The following is a 22070-nucleotide window of genomic DNA, read 5'->3' as shown; positions in this document are numbered from 1 at the left end:
CGGAGTCAACCGGTCTGGAGGATGCGGTCGACGACCCGGCTGGCGGCCTTGCCGTCGTCCAGCTCGCAGAAGCGCCGGACGAACCGCTCGTAGGGTTCGGCGTAGTCGCGCTCCACCTGGTCGATCGAGCGCAGCGCCTCGATCACCTCGTCCGACGAGCCGAGCAGCGGGCCCGGCGCCTCCTCCTCGAAGTCGAAGTAGAAGCCGCGCAGCTCGTCCCGGTAGTGCTCCAGGTCGTAGGTGAAGAACAGGATGGGCCGGCCCGTGTTCGCGTAGTCGAACATCAGCGACGAGTAGTCCGTCATGAGGACGTCGGCGGCCAGGAACAGCTCGGCGATGTCGGGGTAGGCGGACACGTCGCGGACGAAGCCGTCCCCCACCTCGGGGACGGTGTCGACCACGTTCGGGTGCCGCCGGACCAGGAGCACGTAGTCGTCGCCGAGCTCCGCCGCCGCGCGCTCCAGGTCGAGCCGCATGTCGAGCCGGTACTTGCCGGGGCCGTAGTAGCTGTCGTCCCGCCACGTCGGCGCGTACAGGACGGCGCGCTTGCCCTCGGGCACGCCGAGCCGCCGGCGCACCAGCTCCGCCAGGAGGCCGCGGTCCGGCGAGGCGAGGACGTCGTTGCGCGGGTACCCGGTCTCGATCAGCTCGCCCTCGTAGCGGAACGCCCGCCGCAGGATCGGCGTGCTGAACGCGTTCGGGGAGACCAGGTAGCTCCAGTTCGGCGCCTCCTTCGCCACCTTCTCCAGGTAGCGGGCGTTGGCGAAGTGCACGTCCTCGATGTCGAACCCGATGCGCTTCAGCGGCGTGCCGTGCCAGGTCTGGACGACGACCTGGCCGGGACGGCGGACGAACCACTCGGGCAGGTGCGCGTTGGTGATGACGTAGCGGCTCCGGGCCATGGCCTCGTACCACTCGGCGCCCCACAGCCGCACGGGCCGCGCCGTCTCGGGCAGGTCCACCTGCGCGTCGCGGACGACCCACAGGTGCTTCACGTCGGTGCCGCGCCGCACCAGCTCCTCGTGGATCGCGCGGGGGCTGTCGGAGTACTGCTTGCCGGAGTAGCTGTCGTACAGCACCGCCGGGCGCAGCGGACGCAGGCGGCGCGGCGCACGGTAGTGCCGGGCGCGGGTGCGCGCCTGCCGGTACGAGCCGCGCTCGCTCGGCCGCAGGTCGGAGTGGACCTCCAGGACCGGCGCGTCGTAGCCCTGCTCCCGCAGGACGTAGCGGCGGCCGTCGATCATCTTCTCGACCGGCATGCGGTCCAGCGCGGCGTGGTCGAGCGGCACGGCGAGGTTCCGCCCGGCCGGGGACGGCGCGCTCGCCGGGCGGCGGACCCGCAGGTCCCACCGGCCGGATGCCAGCGGCAGGACGCCGCCGAGCGATTCGAGCCGGCTCACCGGCAGCTCGGCGCGGAACCGGCCGTCCGTCCGGGCCAGCGGGAACGCGCGCTCCTCGTTGCGGTCGCGGCTGCGCAGCACCAGCTCGGCCGGGTCCGGGGTACCGGGCGGGCAGTCTCCGGTGAGGACCAGCGTGCCGTCCTGCTCCCAGGACGCGCCGGTGAGGACCGGGCGAGGGATGCGGGCCTCCAGCTCGGCGTAGCCGTGCCGGGAGCGCCTGATGGCAAACTCCGTGTCGGCGTGGGTGTAGAGGCCCTCGTCGACGTCGGTGTCGAGGACGATGTGGACCAGCTCGTCCTCCGCGGGGGTGCCGTCGCCGGGTGCAGGGGTGTCGTCGCTCGTGGAGTCGTTGCTCGTGGTGCCGTCGTCCGCATTGCCGTCGTCGTCCGCCGTGGCCGTGTCCTCGTCGGAGGCGAAGTCGTCCGGTGCGCCGGGGGTGTCGGAGGTCCCGGAGCCGTCCGCGGCCTGGCTGTCGGCCGGGAGTGCGGGGTCGCCGGCGACGGTGGCGGCTCCGGCCGCCGTCTCGTCCTCCGCGGGCTGTGCGGTGCCGTCTCCGGGGGTGGCCGCGGTGGCGTTCGGCAGGCTCAGTTCCAGCCGCCACTGAACGCCCGTGTCGGCCGCCGTGCCGGGCGGGGTGCCCGGAAGGTCCGGTCCCTCGTCCCGGGCGGGCATGTCGCCGATCAGGGCGCTGAGCGGGATCCGCGCCCGGAACCCCTCGCCGTCGCCGTCCGGCTCGACCGGGTAACGGTCCAGCAGGGTCCCGGCGGTGCGCTGGACGGCGACCGCGGCGCCGTCCGGCACTCCGCCGAGGATCGTTCCCGTGACCTCCAGCGCGTCGCCGCTCACCCGGTGGCCGGTGAGGCGCGCCCGGACGGTCTCCACCCGCAGGCGCAGCGTGCCGCCGCGCGTGAACACCGGGACGACGCGCACGCCGGGCTCGACGTAGTGCCAGCCCGGATGCGCGGCGTTGCCCGAGGACGCCGCCGCCAGCGCGCCGCGCCGCAGCACCCCGCGGCCGTACACGCCGGCCGCGACGAGCCAGGTCCCGTCGGTGTACCGGCCGTCGACCCGCAGCCGCTTCGGGTCGATCGCGGCGGTGAACCCGGACCAGGCGTGGCTGCGCTCCGGATCGCGGGCGACCTCGTCGGCGTCGCGGCAGCGCCGCGTCCACGCCGGGACCACCCGCGTGGTGCCGCTCTCCGGCTCCCGCAGGCCGATGACTTTGAGGGACGACCAGGGGAAACGCGCCCCGACATTGGCGATGAAAGCGTGCCCGGTAATGTGCAGCTTTCCGTCCCGCCAGACCACTTCGTGCAGGCGCGAGCGGACCGCGAGTTCCTCCCCGAGCCGGAAGACGCGGCGCGGGATTTTCAGCCTCCGGTCGCCCCAGTACGGATACCGCGCGTAATGGCGCCACACCCTCCGGGTGACCGGAATCCGCAGTTTCCGGCGCTCGTACTCCAGTACCTGGAGCAGTTCCGGCACTAAACCGCGGCCGACGAGATGCCACTTCAGCCGCATCATCGCGGGGAGATCCTGCATCGCGGTCGGGTCGGCCTGTTCGAGGAAACCGTGCGCGAGTTCGACGAACCGGGCGCGGAACTCGTCGTCCGCCTCCCCGAGCACGTTCAGGAAGATGCGCAGGTCGCTGCGCAGCGCCACCTCGTCGTACTCGCGCTTGCAGGCGCGCACCTCCGGCTCGGTCCGCGCGCCGAGGAACCGGCTGACGGTCTCCACCGCCGCGAACCGGTCGGTGACCGCGCCGATCTCCGTGCGGCGCTGCGTGATCGACAGGTCGCCGCCCGCGCGCTGCCGCCAGTAGTAGACCGGCTCGCTGAGCACGTTGACGGACGAGGCGAGGAAGTGCGCCGGCAGCGTCACCGGGATGTCCTCGTACAGGACGCCCTCGGGGAAGCGCAGGTCGTGCTCGTCCCAGAACCGGCGGCGGAACACCTTGTTGGGCACGAGCCGGTCGTACATCAGCAGGTGGTCGCGGGTGACGTGGGTGCGCAGCCGCGTCGACGCCATCGGGCGGCGGTGCATCGGCGACTGCCGCAGGCCCTCCTCGGTCAGGAGCTGGACGTTGCCCGAGGCGATGTCGGACCCGGTCCGCTCCAGCGTGCCGACGAGCAGTTCGAGCGCGTACCCGGGCAGGACGTCGTCGCTGTCGACGAACGCCAGGAAGCGGCCGCGCACGTTCGCCGCCCCCACGTTGCGCGCGTTGCCGAGCCCGCCGTTGGGCTGCCTGATCAGCCGGAACCGGGGGTCGTCGTTCACGAAGTCCTGGGCGATCTTCGCACTGGTGTCGGTCGATCCGTCGTCGACCATCACGACTTCCAAATCGCGGAGGGACTGCCGTGCGATGGAGGCCAGGCATTCCTCCAGATACGGCTCCACGTTGTATATGGGCACCACGACACCGACGCGCGGCTCAGCCATCGAGTTCACCAACCTGTCTCCCGTTCCCCCCGACCATTTCCCCTCCCCGTTCTGGAGACGCCTATGCCGGTCAAAACGATCACATGCGGTCAAGATCAATATTTTCGGTCGGTGCCGGAGTCGTGCCGGAGTCGTGCCCGAAGTCGTGCCGGAGCGGTGCCGCCGGGCGTGCGCGGGCAGCCGGCCCCATGGTGGGCGATTCGTCCCCCGTGCGGCCCACGGTAACTCCGCGGGCGGCCCTTCGGCCGGTGGCCGGGCTGGACTGTTAGCGATATCAGTGCCCGGCGTCAAGGGTCGGGATCTGATCCACCGAGGGCGCTGGGGGATTGACATGGTGGCGCGTTAGCGCAAACATTCGTGACACGCGCCACACTGAGCCCCGCCTCGGCGGGGTCCCGTCCCCGACCCGAAATGTTACCGCTAACACGACCGGTCCGGCGGACGACGCACCCCAGACGCCCTTCGCCGACCCCCGAGGAAGAAGGAAGAACCATGCTCAAGCGGCTCATCGCCGCCGTCGCGGGCGCCTCGCTCGCGCTGGCGGCACTCAGCGCCTGCGGCTCCGGCGGCGACTCCGCTTCCGGCTCCGGCTCCGGCAAGCTCGTCCTCGGCTTCTCGCAGGTCGGCGCGGAATCGGGCTGGCGGACGGCCAACACCAAGGACATCCAGGAGGCGGCGAAGGCCGCGGGCGTCGACCTGAAGTTCTCCGACGCCCAGCAGAAGCAGGAGAACCAGATCGCCGCGATCCGGTCCTTCATCAAGCAGAAGGTGGACGTCATCGCCTTCTCGCCGGTCGTCGTCACCGGCTGGGACGCCGTCCTCAAGGAGGCCAAGGCCGCGGACATCCCGGTCGTCCTCACCGACCGGGCCGTCGACTCCGACGCGTCCCTCTACGTCACCTTCCTCGGCTCGGACTTCGTCGAGGAGGGCAAGAAGGCCGGCGACTGGCTGGTGGGCGAGTACAAGGACGCCAAGGAGCCCGTCAACATCGTCCAGCTCGAGGGCACCGTCGGCGCCGCGCCCGCGATCGACCGCAAGAAGGGCTTCGAGCAGGCCATCGCCGCCAACCCCAACCTCAAGGTGATCGCCTCGCAGTCCGGCGACTTCACCCGCGCCAAGGGCAAGGAGGTCATGCAGGCCCTGCTCAAGGCGCACAAGGACATCGACGTGCTGTTCGCCCACAACGACGACATGGGCCTCGGCGCCATGCAGGCGATCCAGGAGGCCGGCCTCACCCCCGGCAAGGACATCAAGATCGTCACGGTCGACGCGGTCAAGGACGGGATGCAGGCCCTCGCCGACGGCAAGTTCAACTTCATCGTCGAGTGCAACCCGCTGCTCGGCGGCCAGCTGATGGACACCGCGAAGAAGGTCAAGGCCGGCGAGACGGTCGCGAAGCGCATCGTCACCGTCGAGACGGTGTTCGACCAGGCGAAGGCCAAGGAGGCGCTGCCCACCCGCAAGTACTGAGCCCGGTCCATCACGAGTTCCGCCGGGGCCGTCTCCGCCCGTCCGGCCCCGGCGGGCCACCGACGCGCGCGAGCGGAGGAGGAGGCGGCCATGACCGATCCCGTCCTGGAGATGACGGGCATCTCCAAGGGGTTCCCCGGCGTCCAGGCCCTCGACGACGTGGCGTTCCGGCTGTTCCCCGGCGAGGTGCACGCGCTGATGGGGGAGAACGGCGCCGGCAAGTCCACCCTCATCAAGGTGCTGACCGGCGTCTACACGGCCGACGCCGGGACCGTGGCGATCGACGGGCAGGGCGTCCTCGTCCAGGGCCCGCTGCACGCCCAGCGCCTCGGCATCAGCACCGTGTACCAGGAGGTCAACCTCTGCCCGAACCTGTCGGTCGCCGAGAACGTCTTCATCGGCCGGCAGCCGCGCCGCCGGTCCGGCCGCATCGACTGGGCCGCGATCAACCGCCGCGCCGCCGAACTGCTGGCCCGGCTCGACCTCGACCTCGACGTCACCGCGCAGCTCGGCTCGTACTCGCTCGCCGTGCAGCAGCTCGTCGCGATCGTCCGGGCGGTGGACCTGCGGGCGAAGGTGCTGATCCTGGACGAGCCGACCTCCAGCCTCGACCGCGGCGAGGTCGCCCGGCTGTTCGACGTCATGCGCCGGCTGAAGGACGACGGCGTCGCGATCCTGTTCGTCTCCCACTTCCTGGAGCAGATCTACGAGGTCTGCGACCGGGTGACGGTGCTGCGCAACGGCCGCCTCGTCGGCGAGTACCCGATCGGTGAGCTGAGCCGGTTCGAGCTGGTCGCGAAGATGACCGGGCAGGAGCTCGCGTCGCTGGAGGAACTCGACGAGTCCTCGCTCGACGCGCCCGAGGGGGAGCGGCTGCTCGCGCTCGAAGGCGTCGGCCGCACCGGCGCCATCGCCCCCGCCGACCTCGACCTGCGCGCGGGGGAGGTCGTCGGGTTCGCGGGCCTGCTCGGCTCCGGCCGCTCCGAGCTCGCCCGGCTGATCTTCGGCGCGGACCACGCCGACAGCGGCCGGATCCGGACGGCCGACGGCCCCGTCTCGATCCGCACGCCGCGCGCCGCGATCGACCGGGGCGTGGCGTACTGCCCCGAGGACCGCAAGGCCGACGGCCTGGTCATGGACCTCAGCGTCGCGGAGAACATCGTCCTCGCGCTGCAGGCCGCGCGCGGCTGGCTCCGCCCGCTGAGCCGGCGCCGCCGCGACGAGCTGGTGGACGAGTACGTCAAGGCGCTGCGCATCCAGCCGCCCGACCCGGACACACCGGTGCGGAACCTGTCCGGCGGCAACCAGCAGAAGGTGCTGCTCGCCCGCTGGCTCATCACCCGGCCGAAGCTGCTCATCCTGGACGAGCCGACCCGCGGCATCGACATCGGCGCCAAGATCGAGATCCAGCGGCTGGTGGTGTCGCTGGCCCGCGACGGCATGGGCGTCGTCTTCATCTCCGCCGAGCTGGAGGAGGTCCTGCGCATCTCGCACAAGGTCGAGGTGCTGCGCGACCGCCGGCTCGTCGCCGAACTCCGCAACGACGGGTCGCTGACCACGGAGCGGATCCTGCAGACCATCGCGAACGGAGACGCGGAGGAATGAACCGGGCGCAATCCCTCTCACGGCTCGCCGCACTCACCCGGAGCACGCTGTTCTGGCCGGTGACCGTGCTGGTCGTCCTGCTGCTCGGGAACGTCGTCTTCACGCACGGGTTCCTGGCGATCCACGTCCGGCAGGGCCACCTGTACGGGAGCCTCATCGACATCCTGCTGTTCGGCGCGCCGCTGATCCTCGTCTCACTCGGCATGACGGTCGTCATCGCGACCGGCGGCGTCGACCTGTCGGTGGGCGCGACCGTCGCCATCTCCGGCGCGCTGGCCTGCTACCTGATCAGCGAGGGGCACGGCCTGACCGTGTCGATCGGCGCCGCCGTGATCGCGTCGCTGCTGCTCGGGGCGTGGAACGGGCTGCTGGTCACCCGCCTCGGCATCCAGCCGATCATCGCCACGCTCATCCTGATGGTCGCGGGACGCGGCGTCGCCCAGCTCATCACCGGCGGCCAGATCATCACGATCAACGACCAGGACTACAAGATGATCGGCGGCGGCTACTGGCTCGGGCTGCCGTTCGCGATCATCCTGGTGGCGATCGCGCTCGCCGCGACCGTCCTGCTGACCCGGCGGACCGCGCTCGGCATGCTGCTGGAGTCGGTCGGCGGGAACGCCGAGGCGTCCCGGCTGGTCGGCATCCGCGCCGCCGGGCTGATCGTCCTGGCGTACGCGTTCTGCGGGCTGTGCGCGGGGATCGCCGGGCTGATGATCAGCTCCAACACGCTGTCGGCGGACGGCAACCACGCCGGGCTGTGGATCGAGCTGGACGCGATCCTCGCCGTCGTCCTCGGCGGCACCGCCCTCACCGGCGGCCGGTTCTCGCTCGCCGGGACGGTCGTCGGTGCGCTGATCATCCAGACTCTCGACACCACGATCTACACCGCGGGCATCCCGCCGCGCACCACGCTCGTCTTCGAGGCGGTCGTCGTCACGATCGTGTGCCTCCTCCAGTCGCCCGCCTTCCGCGCCAAGTTCGCCCGCCGCCGAAGGCCCGTTTCTTCGAAGGCCGTTACGCCTAAGCAGGAGGTCACAGCGTGAGCGAAGCGAAGCGGGGGGAGCGGGGGGTCGTCCCCCCGCAGGAGACAGGTGTGAATGCCGTTATCTCTGTGGCCTCGCGGGGGCGGAGTCTCGTGCCGCGGCGCAGGCACGTTCCCGTGCTGGTGACGCTCGGGCTGTTCCTCGCGGCGTTCGCGGCGGGGGCGATCCGCTACCCGAACTTCGGCACGACGCAGGTGTTCCTCGACCTGTTCATCGACAACGGGTTCCTCATCGTCGTCGCGGTCGGCATGACGTTCGTGATCCTGACCGGCGGCATCGACCTGTCGGTGGGCTCCATGGTGGCGCTGTCGGGGATGCTGTGCGCGATCGGCACGATGAAGCTGCACCTGCCCGCGCCGGTCGTCATCCCGCTGGTGCTCGCGTTCGGGACGCTGTTCGGCACCGCGATGGGCTACATGATCCACGTGTTCCAGGTGCAGCCGTTCATCGCGACGCTCGCCGGGATGTTCCTGGCGCGCGGCCTGTGCCTGACGCTCAGCGAGAACCAGATCTCCATCGACAACGGGTTCTTCGACACCCTCGCGCTGAACTCCCTGCACCTGCCGGGCGGTGACCACATCTCCTACGGCGCGCTCACCGCGCTGGTCGTGTTCGCCATCGGCGCGGTCGTCCTGCAATGGACGCGGACGGGCCGCAACGTCTACGCCGTCGGCGGCAACGAGCAGTCGGCGATGCTGATGGGGCTGCCGGTCGGCCGGACGAAGATCCAGGTGTACGCGATCAGCGGGTTCTGCTCCGCGCTCGGCGGGGTGCTGTTCGCGCTCTACACCCTGTCCGGCGACCCGACCCACGCGATCGGCATGGAGCTGGACGCGATCGCCGCCGTCGTCATCGGCGGGACCGTCCTCACCGGCGGGTCCGGCTACCTCGTCGGCAGCGTGCTCGGCGTCCTCGTCCTCGGCGTCATCAAGACCATCCTCAGCTTCGAGGGCACGCTCAGCTCGTGGTGGACGCGCATCGCCATCGGCGTCCTGCTGTTCGGCTTCATCGCCCTGCAGCGCCTCATCGGCGCCCGGCGCCGCACCCGGACCGCCGCCACCTGACCGTCCCGCGCCCGCCGGTGGTCTGTCCCGGCGGCGGTCAGTCCTGCGGGACCCACCGCTTCGTGTGGTCCTCGGCCCAGCAGGACGCCCGGCCGCCGGCGAGCGCGGCGAGCTGCATCCGCCAGCTCCGCGTCGGCCGGAGCACGACGCGCTCGGCGGGACGGGTGTCGTCCAGCGGCTCCCACGGCCCGCCGGTGGTCATCACCCACACGCCTCGCGGGCCCGCGACGGCGATGGTGCGGCCCTCCCGGTGGTCGAGGACGGCGATGTTGCCGACGGGCACCGGGCACGGTATCGGCATGGGCGGCGCCCATCCGCCGGAGAGCTGCTCGACGGCGACGAGCTCGCCGGTGGAGCCGTCCACCGCCAGGACCTCCAGGTCGCCCCAGCGGCTGATGCCGAGCGCCGCCGCCTCCGGCCGGAACTCGGCGAGGACGGGTTCGACCAGCCCGTCGGTGATGGTGAACAGCTCCGGGCCCTCCCGGTAGAGGGCGACGAGCGGGCCGTCCGGGCGGGTGATCACGGGGCCCACCGCGCTGTCGGGCCGCAGGCCCTCCTTCAAGACCCGCTCGCGGAAGCCGGTCTCGCCCGCCGCGAGGTCATGGGCCAGGACCTGGTCGGGGCCGAGCACGACGCAGACCACGCCGCCGTCGCTCGCCCGCGCGACCGCCGGCCGCCCCCGCACCGGACGGTCCGTGACCCGGTGCCAGCGTCCGTCCACGGCCGCCCACAGGCCGTCCTGCGGGTCGACGGCGAACACGACGAGGCGTCCCGTTCCGTCGAGTTCGGCGGCGGTGTGCGCGGCGGCGCGCGGGCCGTCCGGCGGGGGCCGCCAGGGGCCCGACGCGGCCAGGCCGAGCAGCGACCCCGTCACCGTGATCCGCTCGTCCCGGACGTCGCTCACCACGTCCACGCACGTCACCCGGCCGGCCTCGGCGTCGAGCAGCGCGGTGAGGCGGTGCGCCCAGGGGCGCAGCGGCACCGGGCGCCGGAACGGGTCCGGTGACAGCGCCTCCGTGACGAGGTCCGCGACCTCGCGCGACCACCCCTGGCGGCCGAGGACCCGCTCGGCCGCCCGCGCCGCGTCGCGTGCCGGCAGCCCGGACGGCGCGGTCGGGACCTTCTGCCCGGTCAGCAGGTGGTAGACGACCGCGCCGACCGCGTAGGCGTCGGTGCGCACGGTGGACTCGTCGGCGGCCTCCGGGGCGCCGAAGCCCGGTGTGATCGCGGCCGTGGTCCGGGACAGCTCGGTGAACCGCATGAACGTGAAGTCGATGAGCGAGACTCGCCCGTCCGGGCCGACCATGATGTTGCCGGGCGAGATGTCGCCATGGACGCGGCCGAGGTCGTGCAGGGCGTCCACGATCCGGCACACCTCGGTGACGACGTTCGGCAGGTCGCGGGGCGCGGCGGCCTCCCGCCACCTGCGCAGGTCGGTCCCCTCGATCCAGGGTGTGGCCATGTAGAGGCCGCGCTCCCCGTCCCGCGCCTCACCGGGCGGGTGCGGCGCCGGGCCGCCGAAGGTCTGCGCCGGGACGACGATGCCGGGGATGGTGTGCAGGTCACTGCTGTCCAGGTGGCTCTTGTACCAGCGGTCGTTCCACTTGCGCAGCAGCGTCTCGGGGTCGTCGCCGTTGCGGGTCACGGCCGGGTGGTCGGTGAGCAGCATCTTGATGGCCCAGTCGCCGCCGCGCTGCCGACCGTCCGGCTGGATGCGGCGGGCGAGCCACACGTCGCCCTCCCCGCCCCTGGTGACCGCCTCGACCAGCGTGTACTCGTCCGGGCTGTGGTCCGGGCCGACGCGCCAGCCCGGGCGGGGGCCGGAGTACCAGTCGGACATGTCAGTCAGTCCCGGAACCGGAATCCGCCGGAGGCGGCCGAGCCGCCTCTCGGGGACGCCGGCCCGCTGACCGTCGGGCCGTCGAGCGTCGGGCCGTCGAGGTCGGCGCTCCGGGCCGCTCCGCCGTCCGGTCCCGACGACGCGAGCACGTCGCCGGTCGAGCGCGCCCCGGCGGCGTCCGGCACGGCACGGTCCGGCGCGGCGGCGTCCGGCGCGCCGGAACCGGGCATGGTCTGCCGGACGGGCTCGTGCGCCGCGGCCGCCTCGTACCAGCCGCGCAGCAGCCCGAGCAGGCGGTCCGACGCGGCCTCGATCGCCCTGCCGGGGTCGTGCACGGCCGCGCCGACCAGCCGGTCCAGCGCCGGGTAGTCGACGTTGCCGCCCGCGCTGACCGCGCGGATGCCGTCGAGGTAGCGGACGAGGTCGTCGTGCCGGTCGAGCAGGGATTGCCGGGTGCCCGGCGGCGGCGTCACCGGCTTGAACGCGAGCACGTCGCGGCTGAAGTACATGAGGTCGCGCTCCTCGGAGCCGCCGCTCTCGATGGCGCGCTGGATGGTCTTCTTCGCCTTGGCGGAGTCGAACAGCGGCCTGTCGTAGACCCGGGCCGCCTCGGTGTTGCACCGCCCGACCAGCTCGCCGAGGTCCGCGGCGAGCCGGGCCCGCGCGGCGGTGGCGCCGTCCGCCGTGCCCCGCCCGAGCTTCGCGAGGACGGCGGCGGCCTCCTGGGGCAACGGCCCGCCGGAGCGGCGCGCGGGCGCGCGGTCGAGCCGGACGGTCCGGGTGATGCCGGCGCCGAGCCCGGAGAAGTACGCGGCGAGGACGTCCAGGCCGCCGATCGTCGTGGGGTCGCCGCCGCCGACCGCCACGAGCTGCTCCAGCAGGTCGTGGTTCGGGTTCAGCACCGGGTTGAACGCGAAGCCGTTGGCCATCGTCCAGTGCCGGTACAGCTCCGGCGTGCTGATCCCGATCGCGTGCAGCCTGATCCCGGTGTTGGCGTGCAGGTGCGCCATCAGGCTGACCGGCTCCTCCGACGCCCGGACGACCTCGCCCGTGCCCTGGTCGCCGCGCGGCGTCCAGTGGGCGCCGTCGCTGACGAGCACGATGAGCTTCTCGTTGTCCGGGCGGCCACTGTAGTAGAGCAGGTTGGCGGCCTCGTGCAGCGCGTTGCCGATGTCGGTGCCCCGCCCGTCCTGCGCCGACAGGACGGCGATCGCGGCCCGGAACTCGTTGATCAGCTCTGGCGGGGACGAGCCGTCCAGCTCGACCATGCCGCCGTCGCGGGGGAACCGGGCGGAGGTCCGCTCGGTGAAGTCGACGAGCGCGACCTGGGAGACGCGCCCGTTCACCTTCAGCCGGACCTCCAGCAGGTCGTAGAGGGCCTGGCGGAGCGCCTGCGTGCGGCTGATCCGCCCGCCGTGTCCGGCGGGAGCGCGACCGGGGAGCCGTCCGGCGAAGCGACCGGGGGGCGGCGCGCCCTCGCCGTACCGCTCGATGTCGTCCACGCCCATCGAGCCGCTGCAGTCGGCGAGGATGACGATGTCCACGCCGCTGCGGACGCCCGCCGCGAACAGCTCCACCTCGGTGCGCTCGGTGATGCGCGCGACCACGTCGGTGCGGCCGCCGGTGTCGATCGCCCGCACCCGGTACGGGACGTCGTCGACCCACAGGTAGCTCTCGTCCCCGGTGCCGTGCCACAGCACCCGGCCGGGCAGCCCGGCGGCGGCGAGGCCGGACACCACCGCGTCGATGGAGTCCTCGGTGAGCAGCTCGACGCGCAGCCGGGCGGCGTCGACCGGCTGGGCCGCGTCCAGCCGCCAGCGCTTCTGGCCCGCGTCGACGCCGAGGTTCGCGGCCAGGCCCCGGCCCACGGCGAGGACCCCGTCCGGGACCTGCGGCAGCGGCGACAGCCGGACCGCCGCCCGGCCGACCGTCTCGTTCTCGACCGTGAGCAGGGCGTGGCCGGCGCCGACCGACATGGGGACGCCGACCATGTCGAGACCGATCGGGCCGCCGTCGGGCACGAGGACGAGCCGCCCCGACCCGGAGTCCAGCAACGCGCGGCTCATCGGCGTCCGCCTCCCCCTTCGAGCCTGACCTGGAGCCCCAGCTGGTCGCTGTAGGCCATGAGGTGCTTGCGCCCCTTCCCGGCGAACAGGCCGCGCAGGTCCTCGGCCACGTCCACGAACAGCAGGCCGGGGCGCTGCGCGGTCGCGGCCTTGTACTGGACGAGCCGCAGGCTCTCCGCGATCGGCTCCCCGTACCGCCGGTCGTACTGCCGGACGAGCATCCGCAGCCGCTCCAGGATGCGCTCCCCTTCGGCCGACGCGGAGGTCTCCGCCTCGACCTGCCGCTTCCAGGCGGCGAGGTGGCGGTCGGCGTCCCGCATCCGCACCTTGGTGCCCTTCAGCTCGGCGTACAGCTTGGCGAGGCGCGCGTTGATGGCCGGGTAGTCCACGGCGAGCCGGCGGTGGTCGGCGTTGCGGAGGTTGTGCGCGAAGCCCGCCAGCGACGGCGGCCGCATGGCGGGGCGGCGGACGGCGGACGCCACCACGATCTGGGTGAGCACGTCGTCGGCCGTCATCCCGTGCTGGGCGCGGTGCTGGCGGCACAGCCCGAGCCCGACGCGCTCGCCCCCGTACACCTGCCAGCGGTGGGCGTGGCGGGTGCACGAGCGGCGGCCGCACTGGCGGCCCGTCGCCTTCTCCAGCACGTACTCGCAGGCGACCGTCCCGACGCCCCGGCAGGACGGCTCCTCGCACACGGGGAAGTGGACGTCGTAGCAGGACGGGCAGTAGTCGAGGTCGGGGTTGCGGGGGTGGCCGCGCCGGTGCGCGTCGCACCACGCCGTCCTGCTGCGGCAGCGGTTCCCCGCGCAGCGGAACGTGGCCGGTGCCGGGCAGCCCTGGTGGGCGCAGCCGGGCCGGTGCTCCGGGCAGGTGGACGTCAGGGCCCCCGCCAGCACCACGACGTGCTCGTCGCAGATCCGGTCGTCCTGCCCGGCCTGCCGGCACTCCGGGCACACGAACGGCCCGTAGGTGCCGGTGCCCTGGCCCGCGCAGACCCGGCAGCGGTACCGCAGCCGGGGCCGCTCCCGCACCGCCACGACGTTGAACCGGGTCTCGGGTCGCACCGGGCCGACGCCGCCCGGCCGCAGCCTTGCGATCTGGATGCCCACGGACCCGTCCGACGGGGTGTCCAGGTAGAAGGCGGGACGCTCGCTCAGGTCCCGGCCGAGGAGGGCGGGTTCGAGCTGGTCCCAGAGGGCGCCGAAATCCTTCGCCTCGGTCACCGCGGGCTTGTAGCCGCGCAGGTCCAGGACGATGTCGATGTCACCGGTGAAGTCGTCGGTCATCCCTGGCCCCCGCCTCGACCCTGCCCGGAGCCGCCCTGTCCGTGGCCGCCTCTGCGCTGTCCTGCGCCGCCCTTGCCGCGTCCGGCGCCGCCTCTGTTCTGCCCGGAGCCGCCTCTGTTCTGGGCCGAGCCGCCGCGCCCGGAGCCGCCCTTGCTACGGTTCGGCGGCTTGCGCGTGTTCCGCGGCTGGGGCGGCGGGGCGCTGAGCGCGGTGCGCCACGATTCCAGGATCAGGCCGATCTTGCCCGGATGCGCCGCGCGCAGCTCGCCGACGACGGTCCCGCCGGTGCCGCCAACGCCGCCGTCGCACAGGCTCTCCAGCAGCTTCGCCTCCAGCACCGCGGGGCCCCCGGCCGCCCAGCCGCGCAGGACGTCGTCCGCACGCCGGAACGGCACCCCCAGGCCGGGCAGGTCGATCATCATGAGCAGCGGGGCCAGTTCCGCCGCGGTCGCGTCGATGTTGCCGATCTCGGCACGCCGCTCGGTCAGCAGGTCGCGCGCCGCGAGCAGTGCCCGGCGGCGCTGCGGCTCCGCCGCCGCGTCGCGTCCCGCGTTGCCGGGGCGGCCGCCCTGCTGCTTGCCGGGCCTGGCGGCGTCCACGCCGAGCGACGCGCGCATGCCGTCCGCGATCGCGCGGGCCCGGTTCTCCTCCAGCAGCCGCTGCGAGACGTGCCCCTCCCGGCGCCCGTCCCGGACGAGCCGCCGGGCGTGCAGCGCGAGGGCGCACAGCAGGACGGCGTGCGCGCGCGTCACCGCCAGCGACGCCTGCGCGTCCATGCACCGGACGAGGACGGTGCGCGTGCCGTCCGGATGCACCACGGGCGCGACGTCCATCTGCTCCAGCCGCGCCAGGCCGCCGCGGCGCAGCTCGGCCCGGACGTGCTCCAGGTGCCGGGGCGACGTCGACGCCAGGTAGCGGGTCGCCAGATGCTCGGTGGACTCGATGAGGCGGCGCGACCCCACCCGGTCGACCGGGGCGCCCGTCCCGACGACGCCGCGCCCCGACAGCGCGATGAGCACGGGCACGTAGCGGCGGAGGACGTTGCAGAGCACCTCCTGCTCGGAGGCATCGAGGACCTCCAGTTCGTGGAGGTCGCCGCCCAGCACCGGCGGGGCGTCCCCGAGGGTCACCGCCGTCGGGAGCAGCCGCCCGCCCGACGACCGGGCCGCCCCGGCGAGCTGCGCGGTGGCCTGGCCGAGCGCGGCGAACGCCTCGTCCCGGGCGTCCGGTCCGCCCATCCAGGTGAGGGGGCTGCTGAGCAGCAGCAGCCCGGCGGTGCGCTCCTGGGGGGCGACGGTCAGCGGGACCCCGCCGAGCCGCGGCAGCGGGACGCCGGTCAGGGCGCGGGCGATCCGTTCCGGATCCGCTCCCGTGACGACGAGACCCCTGCTCACAGCCTGCCGTGCGGCCCCCACTCGGGTCAGGCTCATCAGCACCGGGAAAGCGTAACGACGCTAAGTGCGCTAAAGCTACTACTTCCGGAAAACCCGGCAGTCAGGTGAAGAGTGTCTTGGATCCGTCTATTTCCGGGCCGGGCGGATGCGCGGATTCGGCCATTGTGCTGAAACGGCGGCCGGAGAGGCGCAGGGTCACGGTACCGCCGAGCACGAGGCGGTCCTTGAAGCCCAGGAAGACGTCCTTGCCCGGCTGCACCGCCTTCGGTGCCTGGAAGCCCTGCTGCGCCCGGTACTCCACCTCCGTCCCGTTGGTGGCCCCGAGGTCGGTGGCGGCCAGGCGCCGGTCCTCGTCCATCCGCAGCAGCAGGTGCCGCCGGCTGACCTTCTTCAGCGCGTCGCGGTGGGCGGCGCCGTCCAGCGCGAGGTTCACCCCCTTGAGCGCGCTGCCGCGCCCGACGACCACCGGCTGGCCGGTCTCCAGCGGGAACCGCGTGATCTCGGTGCCGGACGCGCGCTCGGCCACCACGACCTCGAACAGCGGATCGCGCGGCCCGAGCCCGACCAGGGGCGTGCGGCACGACGGGCACACGGGGTCCCCGGCCCGGTTCAGGGCGGGCCAGACGAGCAGCTGGTCCTGCCACTGCGCCGCCTGCACGCACTGCTCGTCGGCGCACTTCCAGCGGGTCTCCAGGATCCGGCGGTGCCGCGGGTTCCGGGCGTCCAGGCGGGCGCGCTTGAGGTCCTTGCCCTCCCGCGCCACGGAGACCGTCTGCGGGCTGCACGGCCGGATGCCGAGCGGCGCGAACCGGACGGCCCCCTCCTCAGTGCTCCAGCAGTGGAACCGGGAGGGGGACCGCTCGATCCAGGGGTGGTCGATCCGGTGGTCGACGTAGTGGTCGCGGGTGATGACGTGCAGGCCGCGGTCCCGCGCCCGCTCCAGGATCAGCGAGTCGGCCACCGGCCGGGTCACCAGCGCCCCGGACGCCTTCAGCCGCCGGAACTCCCGGACGTCGTCGAGCGAGCGCACCAATGAGTCGTCCGCGACGAGGTCGAAGCGCACGTCGTCACCGTGCCGCTCCCGCCATGCGGCCATGACCAGCTCCAGCCGGTGCCACCGCGGGGTGCGCCTGCCGAGCGGCGGCAGGTACGCCGACCAGCACACGTTCGAGACATCGATGACGGCATCCCAACGGCCCACCGCACAACACCCCGGTTCGGTGAATTCCCAAGCGCCCGTGCCGCCCGACACTATCCGCGATATCGCGCCGCCGACCACCCGGACCGGGCCATTCCCGCCGGCCCGGTCCGGCTCCGGTCAGGCCGGCTGTTTCGGTCGGGCGGGCTGTCAGGCGGGCTGGACGCCGGGGCGGCGGTCCTCGACGACGAAGGACGCCCGGGTGGAGACGGGCGCGCCCGGCCTGGTGACGTACGGCAGGACGCGGAAGTCGCTGCGCCAGGCGTCGCGGTCGACGTTGACCCGGATGTAGCCGCGCTGGGCGTTGAAGAACCGCATGTGCGGGTTCGCGGCCAGGAACGTGCGGCCGAGGTCGTCCATGTCGGCGCCGTCGCCGCCGGAGGTGACCGACGTCGTGACGAACTCGGTGGCGACGGTCGGCGAGCCGGGCTCGTCGAAGTCGCGCTTGAGGTCGACGGCGTAGTTCTGGTGCCGGTCGCCGCTGAGCACGACCAGGTTCCGGACGCCGTGCTCGTGCGCGGCGGCGAGGACCTTGTCGCGGTCGGCGACGTAGCCGTCCCACGGGTCGACCCACACGTCCTTGCCGGGGCCCTCGTCCCAGTCGGTCTCGCCCATCGGCATCTGGTTGCCGAGGATGTGCCAGCGGGCCCGGGAGCGGGCCAGGCCGTCCAGCAGCCAGCGGCGCTGCTCGTCCCCGAGGATGGTGCGGGCGGCGTCGAAGCGCTCGTCGCAGGACGAGGTGCGGCCCGTCCCGTTGCCGTACGAGCACGCCTGGATGTCGCGGTGCCCGCGCGTGTCGATCATCGTGAAGTCGGCGAGGCGGCCGTAGGAGATGCGCCGGTGCAGCCGGATGTCGGGGCCCGCGGGCATCTGGGCGCGGCGCAGCGGCAGGTTCTCGTAGAACGCCTGGAAGGCGGCGGCCTTGCGGGCGGCGAACTCGGCCGGGTCCGGGTTCGGGTTCCGGCCCATGATGACGGTGTCGCCCGCCCAGTCGTTCGCCACCTCGTGGTCGTCCAGGGTGTGGATCCACGGGCACTGCGCGTGCGCCCGCTGGAGCGGCTCCTCGGCCTTGTAGAGCGAGTACTGGAGGCGGTACCGGGCCAGGTCGAAGGTCTCCGTCCCGAACTGCGGCGGGACGGTCACCCCCCGCCGGTTGTTGTTCGTGATCTCGTACTCGTAGATGTAGTCGCCGAGGTGGACGATGAGGTCGAAGTCCTCCCGGGCCATGTGGTCGAAGGCCGTGAAGTAGCCGTCCTGCCACGCCTGGCAGGACGCGACGCCGAACGACAGCTCGCGGGGGAGCGACCTGGCGGCGGGCATGGTGCGGGTGCGGCCGACCGGTGAGATCTCCCCGGCGGCGCGGAAGCGGTAGAAGTACTCGCGGCCGGGCGCGAGCCCGGAGATCTCCGGGTGCACCGAGTGGCCGAGCTCGGGCGCGGCGACGGCCTCGCCCCGCCGGACGATCCGGCGGAAGCCCTCGTCGTGCGCGACCTCGTACTCCACCTTGATGCGGCGGTCGGGCATCCCGCCCCTGCCGTCGGCGGCGAACGGGTCGGGCGCCAGCCGGGTCCAGAGCACGAAGCCGTCCGGGGCCGGGTCACCCGATGCGATGCCCAATGTGAAGAGACCAGATTTGCGCAACGTGTAGGCGTGCGCGGCGGACGCGCCGAGCGCGCCGGTGCCGAGCAGCACGGTGGCCGCGCCGGCCCCGCTCCAGCCGAGGAACTTCCGCCGCGACAGCGGACTGACGTGGGAAGACATGCAGACCTCCGGTTGATCGAGGGCAGCGCGAGGCGGCCCTTCCGCCCCGGGGTGGGCGGGCGGTGCCGGGTGACCGCTGCTGATCATAGGTCGGCGTGCCAGAAAAGATAACGTCTTGTTTTGCGAACATCGCAGTGATAGACGTGAACAAAGTGCGAACAGATCAGCCGTTATCGCAACCATGCGCGGACGAGGGGGCCGGGTCCGCGGGGTGGCCGGGTCGGTAGAGTCGGTGGGTCGACCGGTGCGAGAGGGAGCCGATGGCGGGTGCGGAGAGCGGGTACCAGGCGCGCTGGGAGGAGCACAACTCCGCCCGCGAGCTGATGATCCTGCGCGCCGCCGTCGAGCTGATCGAGGAGACCCCGCCCGGCACGCACATTCCGGTGCAGCGGATCGCGAAGCGGGCCGGGCTCGCCAAGTCCGTCGTGTACCGGCGGTTCGCCGACCGCGACGACCTCGACCGCCGGATCAGGTCCCACCTCGTGGACGACTTCGCGGGCACGCTGGCGGCCAAGCTCGACATCTCGGACGGCTCGGTCGAGGAGATCCTCCGCAGGTCCGTCGACACCGTCGCCGGGTGGATGTCGGAGCACCCCCGCCTGCACGACTTCATGGGGCAGGGGCCGACCCACGACGACCGCGCGGGCGCCGACGCCGTCACCAGCCTCCGGGGCCGGATCGCGGTCCGGGCGCGCGAGATCATCGGCGCGTTCCTGGGGACGTTCGACCTCGACGACCGCGGCCTGGAGTCGCTCCCGCTGGCCATCGTGACGATGGTCGAGGGGATGCTGACGGAGTGGGTGCGCGAACCCGCCCCGCGCAGGCCGCGCCCGGAGGTCGTGGCCGAGATCGCCGCCTACGCCTGGTTCATGCTGGACGGCGCCGCCCGGTCCCTGGGCCTCGTGATCGACCCCAAGACGGAGCTCAGGACGGTCGTCGAGCGGATGACCGGCCGCTCGCCGGAGCCGGCACCGGACGCGAAGCCGGAACCGGACGCGGAGCCGGAACCGGTGCGCGGCTCGGCGAGGACGCCCGCGTTGTAGTCGTCCACCAGGGCCCGGACGGTCTCCTGCGCGCACGACTTGTTCGTGCCGATGAAACCGGTCGGGCCGCGCTTGATCCAGCCCGCGACGAACGTGCCCGGCACCGCCCGGCCGGTCGCCGGGTCGACGACGCGGCCCCGCTCGTTCGGCACGGTGCCGGTCGCGCCGTCGAACGGCAGGCCGGGGACGGGCAGCCCCCGGTAGCCGATCGCGGTCAGCACCAGCCCGGCGTCCACGGTCTCCGTCCGCCCGGTCGGCTCGACGCCGTCCCCGGCGAGCGCGTTGCGGCCGAACTCGACGCCCTCGGCGCGGTCCCGGCCGAGGATCCGCAGCGGCGACAGCAGGTACCGCAGCAGGATCCGGCGCGGCGCCGCCGGGTCGGGGTCGAGGCCGCGCAGCACGTCGAGCTTGGGCCCGCCCGCCCCTTCTGGGCCGAGGTCGTCCGGCGGGACGGCGAGGCCGACGCCGGGCGCGGTGCGGAGGCCGATCAGCTCCGGGAGGGTGAACGCCGACTGCGCCGGGCCGCGCCGGGCGGCGACCACGACCTCCTCGACCCGGCTGCGGCGCAGCGCGTCCAGCGCGGCGGGCGCGATGTCGGTCCCGGCGAGGGAGTCCGGGTCGATGGTGAGGATGCGGGCGACGTCCAGCGCGACGTTGCCGTTGCCGATGACGACGACGCGCGGGTGCGACAGGTCGAACGTCCGGTCGGCGAAGTCGGGGTGCCCGTTGTACCAGGCGACGAATTCGGTGGCGGACGCCGTGCCGGGCAGCCCCGCCCCCGGGACGTCCAGCGGGCGGTCCGTGGAGGCCCCCACCGCGTAGACGACCGCGTGGTGGCCGGCGAGGAGGTCATCGTGCGTCACGTCCTTGCCGACCTCGACGCCGAGACGCAGGTCGAGGCCGTCCTGCGCGCGGATGGCGTCGAACTGCGCGGCCACCTTCCGCGTCCGGCGGTGGTCGGGTGCGACGCCCGTCCGCGCCAGCCCGTAGGGCACCGGGAGCCGCTCGAACATGGTGACGCGCGCGCCGGGGACGGTGAGCACCTCGTCGGCCGCGTACATCGCGGCCGGTCCCGACCCGACGACGGCGACCCGCAGGGGCGCGGGCCGCTCGCGGACGCGCAGCGGCGGCACCGTCGGGGCGAGCAGCGGCCGGGTGCGCGGGGCGTCGTAGAAGGCGGAGTTGACCGACAGGAAGTCGCGCTCGTCCTCCGACAGCTTCGTGTGCGGCTTGATCGCGTCCACCGGGCACGCCGAGACGCAGGCGCCGCAGTCGACGCAGGCGGCCGGGTCGATGTAGAGCATCTCCGCGGTCGCGAAGTCCGGCTCGTCCGGTGTCGGGTGGATGCAGTTGACCGGGCACGTGTAGACGCAGGACGCGTCGCCGCAGCACGACTGCGTGACGACGTGCGGCATCAGGCGAGCCCGCGCGCTTCGCGGTGCGGCTCGCCGCGGTACCGCGACGGCTTCCCGTCGATGTGCAGGAGCCTCCACAGGCGCTCGGCCGCCGGCGTCATCAGCCCGAGGTCGGTGGCGAGCCTGCGCATGTCGCCGAAGTACCCGGCGAGGATCGCGCGCGAGTGCGGGCTGCGCCAGAACGCCTCCTTGTAGACCTCGCGCGGGATGCCGAACCGCTTCGCGAACGAGCGCGGCGGCGTCATGATCTCCCCGGCCAGCCACCGCATCGCGAGCGGGAACGCCAGCGCGCACGCCGCCCGGCTCACCCGGCCCATCCGCGGGACGTGCACCCGCAGGAAGTCCCCGGCGAAGGAGATGTGCCGCGCCTCCTCGGCGATGTGGATCTCCATCGTGCGCAGCATCGCCGGCGGGACGCGCTCGCCCGACCGGATGAGGGCCTTCTGGTAGTGGTCGATGGGCTCCTCGCCCGCGAGGATCCCGATGAACAGCACCACGTGCGCGTAGCCGCCCGCCACGCCGATCAGCGGCGACAGCCGCCGGAACCACGGCCGCATCCCGGGCACGTCGACGCCGATCCGGTTGACGAGCTCCTGGAACATCTGGATGTGGTTGCACTCCTCGGTCATCTCGTGGAGGCAGTAGCGGAACTCGGCCGACCCGTTCGGCAGCCGCATGATGTACTGCATCATCCCGCGGATCAGGATGCTCTCGAACGCCGCGCCGACCTTGATCGAGTTGGCCATCCGCCACTTCCCGATCTCGATCCGCCGCTCCAGCGGCAGCTCCCGGTACCAGCGCGTCGCGCCCAGCGGGTCGATCTCCGGCGACAGCACCCAGCGCGGGTCGTCCGGGTCGAGGGCGAACTCCGGCGCGTCCCAGTCGATGTCGAGGAAGGGGTCGAAGCGCCGGTGCACCGACCCTTCGGACAGCGTCCGCAGCAGGTCCCGGTACTCCTGGTCGAACGGCTCGGCTCCGGTGGTGGTGGACAGCGTCATCGAGACCTCCTCGTTCGCGGCGGATCCCGTCTCGCCCGCGGCACG

General features: G+C 73.0%; 13 protein-coding genes and 1 pseudogene. 5 read left to right on the top strand and 9 right to left on the bottom strand.

Going from position 1 to position 22070, the window contains the following annotated elements; all coding sequences use genetic code 11:
* Positions 1 to 5 precede the first annotated feature (5 nt).
* Positions 6 to 3839 (bottom strand): bifunctional glycosyltransferase/CDP-glycerol:glycerophosphate glycerophosphotransferase, encoded by a 3834-nt coding sequence (locus CHF16_RS31580; RefSeq protein ID WP_179271795.1) that lies wholly within the window; start codon positions 3837 to 3839, stop codon positions 6 to 8.
* 492 nt (positions 3840 to 4331) lie between these two features.
* Between CHF16_RS31580 and CHF16_RS31575 the strand changes: the two genes are divergently transcribed.
* From CHF16_RS31575 to yjfF, 4 genes are all read left to right on the top strand, one after another.
* Positions 4332 to 5309, top strand: coding sequence for an ABC transporter substrate-binding protein (locus CHF16_RS31575; RefSeq protein WP_089329818.1), 978 nt, complete (start codon positions 4332 to 4334; stop codon positions 5307 to 5309).
* Between the two features lie 90 nt (positions 5310 to 5399).
* On the top strand, positions 5400 to 6914 hold the full coding sequence (locus CHF16_RS31570; RefSeq protein ID WP_089329817.1) for a sugar ABC transporter ATP-binding protein: 1515 nt from the start codon (positions 5400 to 5402) through the stop codon (positions 6912 to 6914).
* Positions 6911 to 7960 carry an ABC transporter permease gene (locus CHF16_RS31565; protein ID WP_089329816.1) on the top strand — a complete coding sequence of 350 codons (1050 nt, stop codon included), beginning with the start codon at positions 6911 to 6913 and terminating at the stop codon, positions 7958 to 7960. The genes CHF16_RS31570 and CHF16_RS31565 overlap by 4 nt, the downstream gene beginning before the upstream one ends.
* Before the next feature lie 92 nt (positions 7961 to 8052).
* Positions 8053 to 9024 (top strand): galactofuranose ABC transporter, permease protein YjfF, encoded by a 972-nt coding sequence (gene yjfF / locus CHF16_RS31560; RefSeq protein ID WP_089329815.1) that lies wholly within the window; start codon positions 8053 to 8055, stop codon positions 9022 to 9024.
* A gap of 37 nt (positions 9025 to 9061) precedes the next feature.
* On the opposite strand, the gene CHF16_RS31555 is transcribed toward yjfF, so the two are convergent.
* The 6 genes from CHF16_RS31555 to CHF16_RS31530 all read right to left on the bottom strand — a co-directional run bounded on the left by CHF16_RS31555 (position 9062) and on the right by CHF16_RS31530 (position 18569).
* Positions 9062 to 10864: a serine/threonine protein kinase gene (locus CHF16_RS31555; protein ID WP_089329814.1), complete on the bottom strand. Its 1803-nt coding sequence runs from the start codon at positions 10862 to 10864 to the stop codon at positions 9062 to 9064.
* A 5-nt stretch (positions 10865 to 10869) separates the two neighbouring features.
* On the bottom strand, positions 10870 to 12930 hold the full coding sequence (locus CHF16_RS31550) for a vWA domain-containing protein (RefSeq protein WP_089329813.1): 2061 nt from the start codon (positions 12928 to 12930) through the stop codon (positions 10870 to 10872).
* Entirely contained in the window at positions 12927 to 14216 is a 1290-nt protein-coding gene (locus CHF16_RS31545; protein ID WP_089329812.1) for a hypothetical protein, read from the bottom strand. Before CHF16_RS31545 ends, CHF16_RS31550 begins: the two co-directional genes overlap by 4 nt.
* A complete protein-coding gene (locus CHF16_RS39770) occupies positions 14213 to 15646 on the bottom strand; it encodes a hypothetical protein (RefSeq protein WP_143228188.1) in 1434 nt (477 codons plus the stop codon). The genes CHF16_RS31545 and CHF16_RS39770 overlap by 4 nt, the downstream gene beginning before the upstream one ends.
* Before the next feature lie 64 nt (positions 15647 to 15710).
* Positions 15711 to 16811, bottom strand: coding sequence for an FHA domain-containing protein (locus tag CHF16_RS31535; RefSeq protein WP_218826934.1), 1101 nt, complete (start codon positions 16809 to 16811; stop codon positions 15711 to 15713).
* Positions 16812 to 16958: 147 nt separating this feature from the next.
* Positions 16959 to 18569, bottom strand: a complete 1611-nt coding sequence (locus tag CHF16_RS31530) for an alkaline phosphatase D family protein (RefSeq protein WP_089329810.1) — start codon at positions 18567 to 18569, stop codon at positions 16959 to 16961.
* A gap of 260 nt (positions 18570 to 18829) precedes the next feature.
* Between CHF16_RS31530 and CHF16_RS41980 the strand changes: the two are divergent.
* Positions 18830 to 19015: pseudogene (locus CHF16_RS41980) on the top strand (TetR family transcriptional regulator); the annotation flags it as partial.
* Positions 19016 to 19425: 410 nt separating this feature from the next.
* Here the strand turns inward: CHF16_RS41980 and CHF16_RS31520 are convergent.
* Together CHF16_RS31520 and CHF16_RS31515 are read right to left on the bottom strand one after the other, a co-directional pair.
* Positions 19426 to 21027 carry an FAD-dependent oxidoreductase gene (locus tag CHF16_RS31520; protein ID WP_089329809.1) on the bottom strand — a complete coding sequence of 534 codons (1602 nt, stop codon included), beginning with the start codon at positions 21025 to 21027 and terminating at the stop codon, positions 19426 to 19428.
* Complete coding sequence (locus CHF16_RS31515) at positions 21027 to 22025, bottom strand: AurF N-oxygenase family protein (RefSeq protein WP_089329808.1); 999 nt, start codon at positions 22023 to 22025, stop codon at positions 21027 to 21029. The genes CHF16_RS31520 and CHF16_RS31515 overlap by 1 nt, the downstream gene beginning before the upstream one ends.
* Positions 22026 to 22070 lie beyond the last annotated feature (45 nt).

Source organism: Actinomadura meyerae (genome assembly GCF_900188445.1).
Classification (GTDB): Bacteria; Actinomycetota; Actinomycetes; order Streptosporangiales; family Streptosporangiaceae; genus Spirillospora; species Spirillospora meyerae.
This window is presented reverse-complemented; position numbering and strand designations above follow the sequence as displayed.